Source organism: Shewanella cyperi, from assembly GCF_017354985.1.
Classification (GTDB): Bacteria; Pseudomonadota; Gammaproteobacteria; order Enterobacterales; family Shewanellaceae; genus Shewanella; species Shewanella cyperi.
Genome location: NZ_CP071501.1, coordinates 3,343,913 through 3,360,587, shown reverse-complemented (window position 1 = coordinate 3,360,587; position 16,675 = coordinate 3,343,913). Strand labels below are relative to the sequence as shown.

Annotated in this window: 16 protein-coding genes and 2 pseudogenes; 8 read left to right on the top strand and 10 right to left on the bottom strand. The window is 58.9% G+C overall.

Annotated elements, in window-relative coordinates; translation table 11 throughout:
• Positions 1–231 precede the first annotated feature (231 nt).
• Positions 232–1,005 (top strand): tetratricopeptide repeat protein, encoded by a 774-nt coding sequence (locus JYB84_RS14845; protein ID WP_207320801.1) that lies wholly within the window; start codon positions 232–234, stop codon positions 1,003–1,005.
• 43 nt (positions 1,006–1,048) lie between these two features.
• Here JYB84_RS14845 and JYB84_RS14840 read toward each other — a convergent pair whose 3' ends face one another.
• The 4 genes from JYB84_RS14840 to JYB84_RS14825 form a co-directional block, all read right to left on the bottom strand.
• Positions 1,049–2,497, bottom strand: coding sequence for a sodium:solute symporter family protein (locus tag JYB84_RS14840; RefSeq protein ID WP_207320800.1), 1,449 nt, complete (start codon positions 2,495–2,497; stop codon positions 1,049–1,051).
• A 297-nt stretch (positions 2,498–2,794) separates the two neighbouring features.
• Complete coding sequence (locus JYB84_RS14835; protein ID WP_207320799.1) at positions 2,795–3,688, bottom strand: phosphoribulokinase; 894 nt, start codon at positions 3,686–3,688, stop codon at positions 2,795–2,797.
• A gap of 219 nt (positions 3,689–3,907) precedes the next feature.
• On the bottom strand, positions 3,908–4,147 hold the full coding sequence (locus JYB84_RS14830) for a YheU family protein (RefSeq protein ID WP_207320798.1): 240 nt from the start codon (positions 4,145–4,147) through the stop codon (positions 3,908–3,910).
• A gap of 2 nt (positions 4,148–4,149) precedes the next feature.
• A complete protein-coding gene (locus JYB84_RS14825; RefSeq protein ID WP_207320797.1) occupies positions 4,150–5,112 on the bottom strand; it encodes a hydrolase in 963 nt (320 codons plus the stop codon).
• A gap of 115 nt (positions 5,113–5,227) precedes the next feature.
• Between JYB84_RS14825 and JYB84_RS14820 the strand changes: the two are divergent.
• Positions 5,228–5,722 (top strand): annotated as a pseudogene (locus tag JYB84_RS14820) (TAT leader-containing periplasmic protein); the annotation flags it as partial.
• Between the two features lie 104 nt (positions 5,723–5,826).
• On the top strand, positions 5,827–7,431 hold the full coding sequence (locus JYB84_RS14815) for a GMC family oxidoreductase (protein ID WP_207320796.1): 1,605 nt from the start codon (positions 5,827–5,829) through the stop codon (positions 7,429–7,431).
• Positions 7,432–7,468: 37 nt separating this feature from the next.
• On the opposite strand, the gene JYB84_RS14810 is transcribed toward JYB84_RS14815, so the two are convergent.
• A complete protein-coding gene (locus JYB84_RS14810; RefSeq protein WP_228290799.1) occupies positions 7,469–7,906 on the bottom strand; it encodes a TIGR02444 family protein in 438 nt (145 codons plus the stop codon).
• A 26-nt stretch (positions 7,907–7,932) separates the two neighbouring features.
• Complete coding sequence (locus JYB84_RS14805) at positions 7,933–9,840, bottom strand: ABC transporter ATP-binding protein (RefSeq protein ID WP_207320794.1); 1,908 nt, start codon at positions 9,838–9,840, stop codon at positions 7,933–7,935.
• A 138-nt stretch (positions 9,841–9,978) separates the two neighbouring features.
• Between JYB84_RS14805 and JYB84_RS14800 the strand changes: the two genes are divergently transcribed.
• The 3 genes and pseudogenes from JYB84_RS14800 to JYB84_RS14790 all read left to right on the top strand — a co-directional run.
• Positions 9,979–10,176, top strand: a complete 198-nt coding sequence (locus JYB84_RS14800; protein WP_207320793.1) for a YheV family putative zinc ribbon protein — start codon at positions 9,979–9,981, stop codon at positions 10,174–10,176.
• Between the two features lie 93 nt (positions 10,177–10,269).
• On the top strand, positions 10,270–11,118 hold the full coding sequence (locus tag JYB84_RS14795) for a pirin family protein (protein WP_207320792.1): 849 nt from the start codon (positions 10,270–10,272) through the stop codon (positions 11,116–11,118).
• Between the two features lie 32 nt (positions 11,119–11,150).
• Positions 11,151–11,261 (top strand): annotated as a pseudogene (locus tag JYB84_RS14790) (pirin-like C-terminal cupin domain-containing protein); the annotation flags it as partial.
• Positions 11,262–11,313: 52 nt separating this feature from the next.
• Here the strand turns inward: JYB84_RS14790 and JYB84_RS14785 are convergent.
• From JYB84_RS14785 to JYB84_RS14770, 4 genes are all read right to left on the bottom strand, one after another.
• Positions 11,314–11,694, bottom strand: a complete 381-nt coding sequence (locus tag JYB84_RS14785) for a TonB-dependent receptor (protein ID WP_207320791.1) — start codon at positions 11,692–11,694, stop codon at positions 11,314–11,316.
• Positions 11,695–11,761: 67 nt separating this feature from the next.
• A complete protein-coding gene (locus tag JYB84_RS14780; RefSeq protein WP_207323251.1) occupies positions 11,762–12,403 on the bottom strand; it encodes a DNA-J related domain-containing protein in 642 nt (213 codons plus the stop codon).
• Between the two features lie 143 nt (positions 12,404–12,546).
• Entirely contained in the window at positions 12,547–13,200 is a 654-nt protein-coding gene (gene nfsB / locus JYB84_RS14775; RefSeq protein ID WP_207320790.1) for an oxygen-insensitive NAD(P)H nitroreductase, read from the bottom strand.
• A 208-nt stretch (positions 13,201–13,408) separates the two neighbouring features.
• Positions 13,409–13,834, bottom strand: coding sequence for a CBS domain-containing protein (locus JYB84_RS14770; RefSeq protein WP_207320789.1), 426 nt, complete (start codon positions 13,832–13,834; stop codon positions 13,409–13,411).
• Positions 13,835–14,034: 200 nt separating this feature from the next.
• Here JYB84_RS14770 and JYB84_RS14765 point away from each other — a divergent pair, with 200 nt between their 5' ends.
• Together JYB84_RS14765 and JYB84_RS14760 are read left to right on the top strand one after the other, a co-directional pair.
• Complete coding sequence (locus JYB84_RS14765) at positions 14,035–15,810, top strand: alkaline phosphatase D family protein (RefSeq protein WP_207320788.1); 1,776 nt, start codon at positions 14,035–14,037, stop codon at positions 15,808–15,810.
• A 212-nt stretch (positions 15,811–16,022) separates the two neighbouring features.
• Positions 16,023–16,589 (top strand): phosphoribosyltransferase, encoded by a 567-nt coding sequence (locus tag JYB84_RS14760; protein WP_207320787.1) that lies wholly within the window; start codon positions 16,023–16,025, stop codon positions 16,587–16,589.
• The last annotated feature ends 86 nt before the right edge of the window (positions 16,590–16,675 follow it).

Genomic DNA, 16,675 nt, shown 5'->3' with positions numbered 1-16,675 from the left:
CAAAATTAGGGATTTATTTTGGTGGATAGAAGGAAACTGTCAACTAATACCTGAGTGGGATCTCAGGAAAGCACTTAAGAGTGCAAGCGGGATCACACTCGGGCATGGAGCCACAAGACAGCAGACTCTGCTGGCACTCAGGGCTTTGGTACGGTTTGATACTCGACTTTGAGCAAAAATTCTGGCTAACTCTGGGGATGTGTGACTGCCTATGACTACAGGAGCCAAAAAGTGAAGTATTGGCAATGGACGCTGGCCGCAGCCTGTCTGGCGCTGGACAGCCTGGGATCGGCGGCGGCGTTTTCTCTTCCCCGTCCCGAAGCCGAGCTGGCTGCCCTCAAGGTGGCCCATATCGAATTGCGGGCCCAGGAAGGGGACAAGGATGCCGAGTATCTCCTCGGACTCATGTATCTGTCCGGTCGCCACGTGGGCCGGGACCTGACACAGGGGCTGGACTGGATCAACAAGGCCGCCGAAGCCGAACATCTGAAGGCGCAACAGACCCTGGCTGACCTGCATTTTGAAGGTCAGCTGGTGCAGCGCAACCTGCAACTGGCCGAACACTGGTATCTGCATATGGGTGAGCGCGGCGAGCGCTGGGCCAATTTCCGTCTGGGCTTTATCTATGCCGCCGGTGGTGATGGCATCAAGCGCAACTGCGGTAAAGCGGTGGAGCATTTCAGCCTGGCGGGCGATCAGGTGTCCCTGGGCAATGTGGCCTGGATCCTCGCCACCTGTCCCGAGGCCGAGTACCGGGATGGCAATAAGGCCCTGACCCTGGCCCAGCAGTTGCTGGCAACCAATGCCGATGATCCTTCCATTCTCGACAATCTGGCGGCGGCCTATGCTGAGCTGGGGCAATTCCAGCGGGCGGTGGACGTACAGCAACAGGCGATTCAGGCGCTGTTGCGCTCCAGTGAAACCGCCAAGGTAGACGAATTCAACAAGCGTCTGGAATCTTATCGCCAGAATCGCCCCTTCCGGGAAGTGATCCCCCTGCTTTAATTGATTCGCAGCACCTGGCGCATAACCGCTCCTGCTGAACCTTTCAGCGGGAGTCGGTTGCCAGCGGCCTGTGCGGTGTACGTGAATTGGCTATCCACTGGGGCAACAGGGAGCCGGCAAACATGCCTGAGAATGAGGCCAACAGGCCCGCCAGCTGCGCCGGGAATATTTCGCCCCAGGGCATGGCAAGAAACAGCAGCCAGAAAGCTATCCCCATTGCTACCGACGCCACCGCCCCCTGGGTTGTCGCCCGCTGCCAGTAGAGACCACACACCAGAGGCACGAAGGCGCCCACCAGCGGCACCTGATAAGCGCCGGACACCAACTCATAAATCGATGTCCCCTGCATTTTAATCGCATAGGTCAGCACGGCAGTGGCGAACAGCAGCACTGTTATCCGCATTGTTAGCAGATTGGACTGGTCGCTGCCGGCAGGACGGAACTGGCGCCAGATGTTCTCGGTAAAGGTCACGCTGGGGGCCAGCAGGGTGGCCGACGCGGTTGACATAATCGCCGACAGCAGGGCACCAAAAAACAACACCTGCATGATAAAGGGCATCTTTTCCAGTACCAGGGTGGGCAGCACCTTCTGGGGATCTTCCGCCAGCAGGGCTGCGGTTTGCTCCGGCATGATAAGCAGGGCGCTCGCCACCAGAAACATGGGGACGAAGGCGAACAGGATATAGGCCAATCCACCTATGACCGGGCCACGGGTGGCGGATTTGACACTGTTGGCGGACATGACCCGCTGAAACACGTCCTGCTGCGGAATAGAACCCAGCATCATGGTGATGGCGGCAGCGAAGAAGAACAGCATCTCAGTGAGGTTGGGTTCGGGCCAGAAATTAAACAGCTCCCTGCTCATGGCAAAATCAATCACCTTGTCGGCACCACCGGCCATATTACCGGCGAACAGGGCTATTGCCGTCAGCCCCAGCACCAGGATGATCATCTGAATAAAATCCGTGACCGCCACGGACCACATGCCACCGAACAGGGTGTAGGCCAGGATGGAAATCACGCCAATACACATTCCCAATGGGATGCTGACAGCGCCCTCGGACAAAAGGTGAAAAATCAGCCCCAGTGCGGTGACCTGGGCCGATACCCAGCCCAGATAACTGATCATGATGATAATCGAGCAGGCTATCTCTATGCCGCGACCGAAGCGTTCACGGTAATAGTCGCTGATGGTCAAAAGCGTCATACGGTACAGCTTGCCGGCGAAGAAGAGTCCCACCAGGATCAGACAGACGCCAGCGCCGAAGGGATCCTCCACCACCTCCCGCAGACCGCCTTCGATAAACATGGCGGGGATGCCCAGTACGGTTTCCGAGCCAAACCAGGTGGCAAAGGTGGTAGTCACTATCATGTACAGCGGCAGATGACGTCCGGCGAGGGCGAAGTCAGTGGTGTTCTTCACCCGCTTGGCCGCGTACAGGCCAATGGATATGGTGACCAAGAGATAAGCGATAACCAGAGGAAGCAGCACAGGGCGTTCTCCTAAAGGCCGGGCCTTGGCGGCAGGCAATTAAGTATCCTTTAAAAGATATAGTGACTTATCTGCGATTCGGGCAAGAAAATTTAGTGTCTTATTGACCGAAAAAGGTATCTGCGAGCAGGAGATTGAGAAAGGCAGGTGGGGGTGCTGACATACTCGAGGGAGCAAACAGATCAAGATGGGGGAATTCACCCCCAGGAGTATGTCAACGTATCAGTATTTCGCCTGAAATCCCGATGACATAAGCATACCCGCCGGGCCTTAAGCCAAAATTAACGCCAGCTGAACTCAACCCTTGCCGGATTCTTGCTCCAAAATACGTTTGCGGTTATCGCGCAGATCGCGGATCAGGGGCGTCAGGATCAGCTCCATGGCCAGCGACATCTTGCCGCCCGGCACCACCAGGGTATTGACCCGGGACATGAAGGAGCCCTGCAGCATGGTCAGGTAGTAGGGGAAGTCGACATTGTTGATGCCGCGGAAACGGATCACCACAAAGCTCTCGTCCAGGGACGGAATGGCCTTGGCGCTGAAGGGGTTGGAGGTGTCGACCGTGGGCACCCGCTGGAAGTTGATATGGGTGCGGGAGAACTGCGGCGTCATGTGGTTGATATAGTCGTCCATGGAGCGAACTATGGAGTTCATCACCTTCTCACGGCTGTGGCCGCGCTCCGAGGTGTCGCGGACGATTTTCTGGATCCACTCCAGGTTGACTATGGGCACCATGCCGATCAGCAGATCCACCTGGCTGGCCACATCGTGCTCGGCCGTCACCACGCCGCCGTGCAGCCCTTCGTAATAGAGCATGTCGGTGTCATTGGGCAGCGGCTGCCACTGGGTGAAGGTGCCCGGCATCTGGTTGAAGGGTACGGCTTCATCGAAGGTGTGCAGGTAGCTGCGGGTTTCACCCTGGCCCGTGGCGCCGTAGTCGCTGAAACATTGGGCCAGACGACCGAAGTTGTTGGCCTCGGGGCCGAAGTAGCTGATGTTGCGGTTCTCGGCCTTGGCCTTGCGGATCATCACTTCCATCTCGGCCCGGGTGTAGTTGTGAAAGCTGTCCCCCTCGACGAAGGCGGCATTGATCCCCAGCTGCCGGAAAATATGGCTGAAGGCCGTGGTGGTGGTGGTGGTTCCGGCACCTGAGGAGCCGGTCACGGCTATGATGGGGTGTTTGGCTGACATCGGGGTTCCTGTTGCTTTGGCGACACTTTGTTTGTGGTCACTGGTCGCTCATTTAGCATGACTACACTTGGTTTCTTGTTTCGTGATCCCTTCCTTCGTGAACAATGCCCCGCTAAGGCGGTCACGGCTCACTGGGGCGATCTAGGCTCACCAGGGCGAGCAAAATCCAATCACAAAACGTTAACACGCCCTAGTTATAAGTTACCGGGGCTGCCGGGGTCAATAAGTCCCGGGGGCCGTATGTTGCCGCTGACGTATGGCGATGCTTTCCTGCTCCTCGGCATATTCCACCACCAATTCGCCGCGTTTCAGGGCGGCTCGGCACTGGGCCACGGCGGCGCTCATGTCACCTAGGCTGTCGAAGCCGCCGTCCTCCACCTGGGTCAGCAGGTATTCGCGGATCAAGTTGTCCAGGGTCTCATTGGGCAGTTGCAGTAAGGCGTCATAGGGAACCAGCATGTTCAGCTCCTGTCGGTTAAAAAGGCCAGCACACGGCGCTCAAGAAAATAGCGCGGCTTGAACGGATGACCGCCATCGATAAAGCCCACGTGGCCACCGTGTGGATAAAGTTCATAGTGCACCGCCCCCGACAGCTGCGCCTGGGTCGGGATCACCGCCTCAGTCATAAAAGGGTCGTCCGCTGCATGCAGAATCAGGGTGGGGCTGGCGATGCGGCCCAGAAAGGGCAGACCGCTGGCCCTGTGGTAATAGTCATCCACCCCGGTAAAACCATGCAAGGGTGCCGTCACCTTGTCATCAAATTCCTTGAAGGTATTCAGGCTGTCCACCTTGTCGGCGCTCACCGGCATTTGCATGGCCGGATTGGCGATTTTAGCGCGCAGCTTCTGTTGCAGTTGGCGCAGCAGATAACTCTGGTATACCCGGGAGAAACCCTTTTCCAAACGCTTGGCGCAGGCACTCAGGGTCAGGGGCGCCGAGACCACGGCGGCCCGCGTCAGCGGACTGTGCTCGCCCTGTTCGCCCTGAAACTTGGCCAGCACGTTGCCCCCCAGGCTGTAGCCCACGGCCAACAGCGGTGAGTGGGGGAAACGCCCGGCTATGTGCCGCAAGCTGAAGGCCAAATCTTCGGTGTCGCCGCTGTGGTAGCTGCGGGGCAGGCGGTTGGGCATGCCCGAGCAACTTCTGTGGTGATGCACCACGGCCGCCAGTCCCTGATTGCGGCACTCCAGCAACATGCGCCTGGCGTAGTGGGATTGGGCACTGCCTTCCAGACCATGGATCAGCACCAGCACGGGCTCACCGTCGGCCGGGGTCTGCTGCCAGTCGAGATCGAGAAAATCGCCATCCGGCAGTTCCAGACGTTCACGTTGCAGTTTGGGTCTGGGGACCTTGGTCAAGACAGGTAATATGGTCTGCAGATGTGGATTTCTTGCCCACCAGGGGGCAGTAAAACTGTGGCTCATGGTCTGGATCACCGAGTCCGGGGCTTGCCCGGAAATAAAACGTGTGTTTAATTGTCAGTTCACGGGATTGTAACACAGGCCTGCCGGATCCGCCGGGTGCAGGCAGAGGAACTCGATGGACAGACGCACCTTTCTTCTCACGGCCCTGGGGGGCACGGCAGCACTGGCGCTCGGCAGCCACTTTTATCGGCCGTCCCTTGAGCTGCCAAGCGACGACAGCGGCCACAGGTTGTTGTTTGCCGCCCTGCTGCCGGTGCTGTTGGACGGCGCCCTGCCCGAGGTGGCGGGTCCCCGCGTCGCCGCCGAAAACCGCACCCTCGATGCCATCGCCGTCAGTATCAGTCTGCTGCCAGCGGAGCAACAAGCCGAACTGGAGCAATTGCTGGAGGCGCTGGAGAACCGTTTTGGTCTCTTGCTGCTCACCGGCAGTATGACACCGCTGCTGCTGCGCAGCCCCACCGAACTCGGGGCCATGCTGGAAGCCTGGCGTGGCCATTTTCTGGCCTTGGCCCAGCAGGCTTACCTGGGACTCAGGGAGCTGGTGTTGACCAGTTTTTACGGCTGCCCCGAGCATTGGAGCGGGCTCAACTATGTTAAGCCGGACCTGTTTGGCAGCGGTGCCAATCCGCCTGCTGCAGCCGCTTTGCCTGTTCAACCCGACAGCAGCCAGACCGAAAACGAACCGCTGCCAACCCCTAACCCTGGAGGGCTGTAATGGCCGTAGTGGATCCCATACTCACGGGCCTGGCGGCCGGTTGGCAGTACCTCGATGGTGCCCTGCTGGAGCATGATCTGACCCTGGAGGCCGATGTGGTCATCATAGGCACCGGGGCCGGGGGCGGCACCGCCGCCGAGATCCTGACCGAGGCGGGCCTTAAGGTGATCATGGTGGAAGCCGGGCCGCTCAAGTCCTCCAGCGACTTCGATATGGAGGAGCGCCACGCCTATCCCAATCTGTATCAGCAGGCCGCGGCCATGAAGACCGCCGACAAGGCCATAGGCATTTTCCAGGGCCGGGCCGTGGGCGGTTCCACCACCATCAACTGGACCACCTGCATCCGCACCCCGGAACAGACTTTGGCACACTGGGCCAGACACCATGGGGTCAAGGAGCTGACGCCCCAGTCGCTGTTGCCCTGGTTTGAGCGCAGCGAGCAGCGACTCAATATCAGCGAGTGGCAGTACCAGGTCAACCGCAACAATGGGGCCCTGATGCAGGGCTGCGTCAATCTGGGTTGGGACTTTACCCATATTCACCGCAACGTGCTGGGCTGCTGGAACACAGGCTATTGCGGCATGGGCTGCCCGGTCAACGCCAAGCAATCCATGTTGGTGACCACCATTCCCGCCGCGCTGGACGGGGGCGGTACACTGCTGAGCCGGGTGCGGGCGGTGGAGATTGAGCATCACAAGGACCAGGTGTACGGCATCCGTGCCCAGGCACTGGACGAGTCCCTGAGACCCACGGGGCACCAGGTGATGCTCAAGGCGCGGCACTATATCCTCGCGGCCGGTGCCATACATACCCCGGTGCTGATGCTGAGATCGCGCCTGGCCGATCCCTATGAGCTGATAGGCAAGCGCACCTTCCTGCATCCAACCCTGCTCAGCGGCGCCCTGTTCGACGAGGCCATCAATGGCCACAGCGGCGCGCCCCAATCCATTTATTCGGACCAGTTTGTCTGGCAGCAGGGCGCTGACGGTGAGCTGGGGTACAAGCTGGAGGTGCCACCTGTGCATCCCATGCTGCTGGCCTCCAAGACCCTGGGTTATGGTCGCAGCCACGCCGAGCTGATGGCCAACTTCAACCGGCTGCAGGTGGTGATTGCCCTGGTCCGGGACGGTTTCCATCCCGAGAGTCAGGGCGGCAGTGTCAGCCTCGATGGTGAGTCCTTCAAGCTGGATTACCCTTTGAATGAGCTGTTCTGGCGGGCGGCCCGCCGCGCCTTTGCCAGCATGGCCGAGCTGCAGTTTGCCGCCGGGGCCCGCAAGGTCATGCCCATGAGTGAGGGTATGGGCATGTTGAATTCCTGGGCCGAGGCCAAGGCCGCGATTGCCGACATGACCCTGGCGCCGTTAAAAACCGTGGTGGCTTCGGCACACGTGATGGGCGGTTGCCCCATGGGGGAAGACAGGCGTCAGGCCATGGTCAATGGGTTTGGCCGCAGCCATTATCTGGAAAACCTGTCGGTGATGGATGGATCTGTGTTTCCCACCAGTTTGGGGGCCAATCCCCAGCTGTCCATCTACGCCATCAGTGCCCACAATGCCAGCGCCCTGGCGACCGAGTTGACGGCAGCCGGCAAGGCTCAGACGTAATAGCTTGGGCTTGAGGGATTGAGCGAAGAATTGGGGCTTAGTCGCGCAGGGCGGCGGCCTGGTCTGCCTTCAGGCCAAAGTGGCCGAGATAGCGCCCCAGGTTATCGGTGGTTGGGTCAGAGAGGTGCTCGGATGCTGTTAGCTGTTCCAAACGACAGCGCAGCAGCTGTTGCACCTTGCGCTCCATCATCAGTTCCACATCCAGCATCTGCTGATATTCGGCCGGCTCCAGATTGGGCTTGGCGAGACGCCGCAGCCGGCGAAAGGGGGCAATAAGGCGCTCGTCCCATTGTCGGGCCTCATCCAGCAAACCCTGCCAATCCTGCTGGGTCAGCGTCAGCCTGCGCGTATCGAGCTCGGCCGCCAGCAACAACAAGTTGACGTTGACGCCATGCTCATCCTGCAGCGCAAGGCACAGTGCGCTGTGCCTGTGATAGCGCTGCTCGCAGCTGGGCCACAATCCCTCGCAATCCATTTTTGCTCCCTGATGAGCCATCCTGCTCAGGCCTCCAGCACCTGTTGCTCCATGGCATCGATTTGCTCCTGCAATTCCAGCCATTGCAGCTCGCTGTCTTCCTGGCGCTGGCTGAGATCGGTACGTTCGGCCAGTATTGCCGTCAGCTCCGCCTTGTTGGCGGCCTCGTACAGGCCGGTATCCGCCAGGCGGTTTTCAATCTCCGCCAGCCGCTCTGTGAGCTTGGCCTGCTCGGTTTCCAGCTTGGCCTGCTGTTTTTTCAGCGGTGACAGCTTTTGCCTCAACTCGGCTTCCAAACGCTTCTGGGCCTTCTTGTCCTGGGCCGGTTTATCGCCGGCCTCGGCGGCCTTGGCGTTGGCGGCGCGGGCGGCATCCAGCAACCACTGATGGTAATCGTCCAGATCGCCATCGAAGCTTTGCACCTGGCCATCGTCCACCAGATAGTAGTCGCTGCAGGTCAGTCGCAGCAGGTGCCTGTCGTGCGACACTATCACCATGGCGCCCTCGAAGGTTTGCAACGCCATGGTCAGGGCGTGGCGCATTTCCAGATCCAGGTGGTTGGTGGGTTCGTCGAGCAGCAGCAGGTTGGGGCGTTGCCACACCAGCAGGGCCAGCACCAGGCGGGCCTTTTCACCGCCGGAGAAGGGACCCACGGGCTCCAGTGCCATATCACCGCGGAAGCCGAAGCCACCGAGGAAGTCCCGCAGCTCCTGCTCGCGGGCATCCGGTGCCAGCCGTTGCAGGTGCATCAGTGGGCTGTCGTCCAGATGCAGGTATTCCAGCTGATGCTGGGCAAAATAGCCTATGTGCAGCCCGGGGTTGGGCTCGTACAGGCCGGTCATGGGCGCCAGTTCACCGGACAGCAGTTTGATCAGGGTCGACTTACCGGCACCGTTGCGGCCCAGCAGGCCGATGCGGGCGCCGGGCACCAGGTTCAGATGCACCTTGCCGAGTATCTGTTTGCCTGGGTAGCCCACAGCGACGTTTTCCATCTTCACCAGCGGGCTTGGCAGGGCTGTGGGTTCGCGAAATTCCATCTGGAACGGGTTGTCGGCCTTGGCCGGCAGCAACTCGGCCATTTTTTCCAGCGCCTTCAAACGGCTCTGGGCCTGCTTGGCCTTGCTGGCCTTGTAGCGGAAGCGGTCTACGAAGGACTGCATATGGGCCTTTTCCCGCTGCTGACGCTCAAAGGCCACCTGTTGCTGGGCCATGCGCTCGGCGCGGGTGCGCTCGAAGGTGCTGTAGTTGCCCTTGTAGAAATTCAGCTTTTGGTTTTCCACGTGGACTATTTCGTCCACCAGGGCGTCGATAAAGTCGCGGTCGTGGCTGATGAGCACCAAGGTGCCGGGATAGCTCTTGATCCAGTCCTCGAGCCAGAAGGTGGTGTCGAGGTCGAGGTGGTTGGTGGGTTCGTCGAGCAGCAGCAGATCTGAGCGGCACAGCAGGGCCTGGGCCAGGTTGAGTCGCATACGCCAGCCACCGGAGAAGTGTTTGACGCTGGCGCCTTGTTGGGCCTCGGAGAAACCCAGACCCGCCAGCAGGGCACCGGCGCGGGCACGGATGCTGTAACCGCCTATGGCATCGAGCTTGCCGTGCAGCTCGGCGATGGCGTGGCCGTCATTGCTGTGCTCGGCTTGGGCCAGGGCCTGCTCCAGTTCGCGGAATTCCTGGTCACCGTCGAGCACATACTCGAGAGCCGAGATTTCCAGCGCCGGCGTCTCCTGGGCCACAGAGGCCAGGCGCCATTCCCGGGGGACGCTGATGTCACCCTTGTCCAGTGACAGCTTGCCCTGGATCAGCGCCAGCAGGGAAGACTTGCCGGTGCCGTTGGCGCCCACCAGGCCCACCTTGTGGCCCGGATAAATGGTGAGGTTGGCGTCTTCCAGCAGGGTCTTGCTGCCGCGGATGAGTTCCGCCTGGGAGATGGTGATCATGGACTTCCGTTATTGGGTGCGTGCAAAGGGTTGCATGATAACCAAGTTCGCCCCGCGCATCCAGCAAGGGCGGCGCCATTGCCACCGGGGGGCGCTTCTGTGGCACAATAGCGTCAGTATCCTTCAGGACCGAGCAAGATGAGCATAACCAAGAAACGATTTGTCGCCGGGGCCAAGTGTCCCAAGTGCGGTGCCAAGGACAGCATAGTGCTGTTCAAGGACCATGGGGTTGAAACCGTCGAGTGTGTCGAGTGCGATTATCGCGAGCAACAGGCGGAAGCGCAGGTCGCCAAACAGGCCTCCGGCGCCGTGATAGGTGTGTTCAAGCCCGACTGACACTTCGCTTAAATCGAAAGAATATTGCGCTATTTTGCAATATTCTTTCGCCAAAGTCGGGTGTATGCTGCTCCCAATTCCCAGGAGGTGAGTATGCAAATCAAACATCGTTTATTCGCCCGTCCGGCCATGGACGGCGATGGCGTCAACATCCGTCGGGTGGCCGACTTCGAGCGGCTGCAGCTCGACCCCTTCCTCATGGTCGATGAAATCAAATCCGACGACAGCAGTGACTATATCGGCGGTTTCCCGCCCCACCCGCACCGCGGCATCGAGACCTTCACCTATATCCGCAAGGGTGGCTTTGAGCACCGTGACCACATGGGCAATGTGCGTGCCATCCGGGCCGGTGATGTGCAGTGGATGAGCACCGGCTCGGGCGTCATTCACTCGGAAATGCCCTTGGCCGATGCCAAAGAAGGCCTGCACGGCTTCCAGATCTGGCTCAACATGCCCGCTAAAGACAAGATGCGTCCGGCCCGCTATCAGGACAGCAGCGCCATGGCCAAACCCCGTCACGACAATGGCCGCGGTGCCAGCCTGTATCCTTTGGGCGGCCAATGGCAATTTGAGGGGGAAAAGGTTGACGGGCTGATCCAGGGGCTGGCGGCCGATGGCGCCGTCGCAGATCTCAGCCTGGAACCACAAGGCCGGGCAAAGGTGGACTTTAGCGGTTTCGGTTTTGCCGGGGTCTATATCCACAGCGGTGAGCTTAAAGACAGTCAGGGCCGCAGCTATTTCGCCGGTGAATACTTGCAGCTGGAGCCTGCGGAAAGCGAGTTTATCGCTGGGGACCAGGGGGCTGGAGTGCTGCTGTTTGGCGGCAATCCCATAAGGGAGGCCATAGTGCACATGGGCCCCTTTGTGATGAACACCCAGGCGGAAATCCAGCAGGCCATCCGCGACTACCAGCAGGGCAAGTTCGGCGAGCAGAGCCTCTGAGGGGCTTTGACCTTGGATGCTTTCAGGCTCTGGCCGGGGTGCCGCTGTTTGGCGGCAATCCCATCAGGGAGGCCATAGTACAGATGGGCCCCTTTGTGATGAACAACCAGGCGGAAATCCAGCAGACCATCCGCGGCTGTTAGCAAGAAAAGCAGCAGGGCAAGTTCGGCGAGCTGAGTCTCTGACCCAAAACTCTCAGGTGGCCTTGGCCGGGGTGCGGATAAACATCACGGCCATCAGCACCATGCCGGTCAGCACCAGCAGGGACGAGAGGATAAGCACAGGCTCTATGGTCTCGGGAGCCACATATTTGCCGTACAGCAGGAACAGGCCCACTGCCATCAGCACCATACCGGCCTGATGGGCGCCGAATTGCACCTTGGCTAGCAAGTTGCACAGGTTATTGAGCCACAGCTTGTGGCACAGGCCATAAAGGAAGGACACCACAAAACCGGCCAGCATGATGTGGGCATGGGTTACCAGCTGACCGTGGTCATTGCTGGCGGCCATCACTATGCCAAGACACATGCCGAGGATGGCGTAAGCCAAGCCAGTGATAATAAAGGCTCTGTCCATGATTGATTACCTTGGGTGGGGATAGAGGCTTAATTATAGGCCCGGCTTTGAAAATCGGCCCGCCGCCTCAGCGTTGCCGCAACACCTGCCAGGCCTCGCAGATTTGCCTGAAGCGGGCCGCTTCACCCTCTGGGCGATCCGGATGCCACATAAAGGCCAGGCGGCGCCATTGGCGGCGGATATCCCGCTCGCAGGCTTCTTCATCCAGCTCGAAGATGCGCAGGGCCTGGGCCCTGTGCATGTCACTGTGCCCCAGGCCTATGTAGTCCTGGTAGCGGCTCCAGAAGGCTTCCAACATTTCCCGCACCACGTTGGCGCAGGTGTCGTAGTTGCCCCAGTCCAGGTAATAGCTGCGCAGGGCCGCATCCTGGGCCAGTTGCAGCTGGGCATCGGCCGGCGGCAGGCGCAGCAGGCGAATGTCCATGGCCTGCACCTGTAACCACTGCCGTGGCAGCAGCATCTCCTGCAGCTCGAACAGGGCATTCATCAACAGGAAATTGCGTTTGAACAGGTCTTTTTCCGGATTGTCATCCAGGTGTTGCATCAGGCCGCGGGACTGGAGTTCGCTGGCCAGATGATGCACCTTCCAGCTTTGTACCGAGGCTTGCAGCAGACTCAGCAGCGGCCAAATGAGAGGGTTGTCACCCTTGGCGGCGGGGACGTCCGTGTTGGCGTTTTCAAGTTGTGGCACTGTGGGGGCGAGCAACATGGGCACGATTCATCCTGAATAAGGTTATCGGTCACTATGCCACAGGCTTTGGGGATGACAAATTCCAATCTTTTATGAATTGCGGACGCTAATTGGGGCCGCGGGCATAACAGCCCGGGCCCATTGTAACCTGGATAAGTGGCTCAGATCTGGCTGAAGATCTGCGCTTGCGGCAGGCGGGATTTCGGCAGGGCGGCGTTGAAGTCTTCCTCGCTGCGATAGCCCAGGGCCACAATCACAGAGGCGGTGAAACCCTTGTCCCTCAACCCCAGCTCACGGTTGAGCACTGTGGCATCGAAGCCTTCTATTGGGCAGGCGTCTATGTCCAGCGCCGAGGCGCCCAGCAGCAGGGTGCCGAGGGCCAGATACACCTGCTTTTCCATCCAATGTTGGGCGTCCTTGAGCTCATACCTGTGCATGTTGACGAAGAAGGAGCGGCCATTGTGCTGGTTTTGCTTGGCTTCTTCACCGGCAAAGCGGCCATCGGCCTGTTCCTGGTTCAGCACCTGGTGCAGGTGTTCCTCGTCCATCTGTTGTTTGGTGCACAGCACCAGCACGTGGGAGGCGTTCATTATCTTGGCGGTGTTGAAGGCAAACTGCTCCGTGGCCTTGGCGATAGTGGCCTTGCCCGCCTCGGTTTGTGCCAGCACAAAGTGCCAGGGCTGGGAGTTGGTTGAGGAGGGGGCAAACTGCAACAGGGTTTTGATGTGCTCTATCTTGTCGGCGGCAATCTTGCGCTTGGGGTCAAAGGCTTTGGTGGTGCGGCGTTTTTTTACCAGCGAGCTTAAATCCTGCATTTTTGATCCTCTGTGAAGGTACGGCAATGGCGGCATTGTAGCTTTGGCTGCGCTAAAAAAAACCGGGTCCAGGCCCGGTTTTATTTCAAAAATATTTTGATAATAGCTTAAGACTTGTTGACGTTTCAGGGGGGGAAGCAGCTCGGTCGGTTTTCTATTCTACATAAACGAGCACTAACGCAGCAGAAAGACCGACCAAGCCCTAGTGTTAACCCTGCTGTTGCAGCAAGCGCTTGGCGAGCTTCACAAAGTCCGACGAGGTCACTATGCCTATCACCCGCATGTCGGCATCCAGCACTGGCAAACAGCCGGATTTATTGTCGATAAAGTAATCCACCACCACTGTCAGGGGCTCATCCGTGCCCAGATGCTGGCCGGGAACTTCCATCACCTCGGCTATGGGGGTAAAGCGTTCCTTGCGGTCGAGAGCCCCGGCACCATAGCGATTTAGCATGCCGACCACGCTGGCAATCATCTTCTTGTGGGTGAGCACGCCGCGATAACGGCCATCACTTTCGGCGATGACCGGCAGATGGCGCACGCCACGGCTTTGCATCAGCAGGTGGGCATCCCTGAGGCTGGCGCCATCGCTGATGCAAATTGGGTTGGCTGTCATTATGTCCTTGACCTGCATTTGGGGCTCCTTAACTCGGGGGGCTAAACTCGGCAATTTGGCGCCAACTCAGTATAGCATCCTGTATAAGCGCTTGTTTTTAAGTTATTTAAATTAGCACTTATCAAGTTGTCACTCTTATGTAATATTAATGTTTCAACATTTTGACTCATTAGACCTCATACCACTTAAACTGCAATAAACTCAAGGGAATAATAATAATGAAACGGTCTTTTTCACGTCGTGACTTCCTGGCCATGTCGGCCAAAGGGGTGGGTGCCGCGGTACTTTCCTATGGCCTGATGGGCTGCTCCAGCAGCGATGACGATACGCCTGCGGTTGCCGTTGCCTTTAACCATGGCATTGCCAGCGGCGATCCCGCCCATGATGCGGTGATCCTCTGGACCAGGGTCACCCCGGAAACCGACGCCGATGTGCGAGTGTCCTGGGAAGTGGCCACCGACGCCGACTTCAAGGACATAGTGACCAACGGCAGCACAGTTACCAATGCCGACAGGGATTACACGGTCAAGGTAGATGCTATGGGCCTGACGGCGGGCACGGCGTATTTCTTCCGCTTCAAGAGCGGCAGTGTTACCTCTTTGACAGGCAAGACCCGCACCCTGCCGGAGGGGGCCGTCAGCCAGGTCAAGCTGGCCGTGGTCAGCTGTGCCAATTTCCCCGCCGGTTACTTCAACGTGTATGAACTCCTGACCGAGCAGCAGGATCTCGACGCCCTGGTGCACCTGGGGGATTACATCTACGAATACGAGCGCGGCGGCTACGCCAGCGAACATGCGGCAGAGCTGGGCCGTGAAGTGTTGCCGGCACACGAACTGGTTTCCCTTGGCGATTACCGCACCCGTTACGCCCAGTACCGCGGCGATGCCAGCCTGCAAAAGCTGCATGCCATGGTGCCCTTTATCACCGTCTGGGATGACCACGAGGTATGCAACGACGCCTGGCGCGAAGGGGCGGAAAATCACAATGAGGGGGAGGGCGACTTCAGCGCCCGCAAACAGGCCGCCATGCAGGCCTATTTCGAGTGGCTGCCGATCCGCCCCTGGCGCGAAGGCAACCATGAGGAGATCTACCGCAGCTTCAGCTTTGGCGATCTGGTGGATCTGCACATGCTTGATACCCGTCTGCTGGGCCGTGACCAGCAGCTGGACTTCAACACCTATCTGGATCCCAACACTGGTGCCTTTGACGGCGAAGCCTTTATGGCCGATGTGACCGCCACTGACCGTACCATGTTGGGTGCGCTGCAACTGCTGTGGCTGCAGGGCACCCTGCTGTCCGCCACCGGCAAGTGGCAGGTGCTGGGACAACAGGTGCTGATGGGCAAGATGCTGCTGCCGGCGGCCATCGCCACCCAGCAACTGAGTATTCCCCAGTTTGCCGAGCTGGCTGCCCTGGCTCAGTTGGCAGCCCGTGCCCAGGCCAACGATCCGACCCTGACCCAGAATGAGCTGACCTATCTGGTGGCCAACCAGTACAAGCTGACCCCGGAAGTGGTGGCGCTGCTGAAACTGCCCTCCATCCCCTATAACCTGGATGCCTGGGATGGCTATGCCTATGAGCGCGAGGTGATCCTCGGAACCGCCAAGTCGAAAGATCATAACCTGGTGGTGATCGCCGGTGATACCCACAATGCCTGGGCCAACGAGCTGCGCGACGTCAATGGTGACGTGGTGGGGGTGGAGTTTGCCACCAGTTCGGTGTCTTCACCGGGGCTTGAGTATTACCTCAATCTGCCCACAGAGCAGATCCCGGCCACCGAAGCGGCCGTGGTGGGGCTGGTGGAGGATCTCAAATATGCCAACCTCAAGGATCGCGGTTTCATGACCCTGACCTTTACCCAGGATGCGGTGCGCAGCGATTGGCACTTCGTCAGCAGCATATTGGACAGTGATTTCACCGAGGCCGAGGACAGGGGCTACAGTGCCATGACTCTGGCCGGCAGCCACGCCATAGTTCCGGTGAGCGAAACCTGATAACGTGGGGAAGATAGAAAAATCCACCTGCGGGTGGATTTTTTTTTGCGCTGGCGCAGGATCTGACCACCGCAGCGCAGCAAATGGGACCATAATGCGCTAGAATGCCGCCCCAAATCCCGGCGGCTGGTCCGGCATTGGCACTGTGTGGTCAATGTCAAAGACAGCGCAATAAATACAAAGCAATAACACAGAGATGATGGGGCACTTGTATGTCAGATAAATACTATATTACCGCGCAGCAGCTGCTGGAGGATTCCTTCCGTTTGGCAGCCCAGGTCTATGAAAGTGGTTTCCGGCCACAATTTATCGTGGGTATCTGGCGTGGCGGTGCCCCCATAGGCATAGCCGTGCAGGAGTATTTTGACTTCAAACAGGTGGAAACGGACCACATAGCCGTGCGCACTTCTTCCTATTACGGCATAGGCACAGACAAACAGAGCAAGGAAATCAAGGTCCATGGTCTGCACTACATAGTGGAAAACGCCAATGCCGACGACGGCCTGCTGATTGTCGATGACGTGTTCGACTCCGGCCGCTCAATCCATGCGCTCAAGGAAAAACTGAGTCAGCTGATGCGACTTAACATGCCAAGGGACGTACGCATCGCTTGTCCTTACTACAAGCCCAAGAATACCGCTGTGCCCTTGAAGCCTGATTACTATATTCACTCCTCCGAAGACTGGCTGGTGTTCCCACACGAAGTATCAGGACTGACCCCGGATGAGATTGCCAACGGCAAGGGCGATTTGAGAAACATCCGCGACCTGTTTATTTAAGCTTATTTAAGCCGCGCTTAACCCTGCTCCAAAAGGCCGTGCCGCTACAGGTACGGCCTTTTTGCTGGTGTCGCACTTGTTGTTGG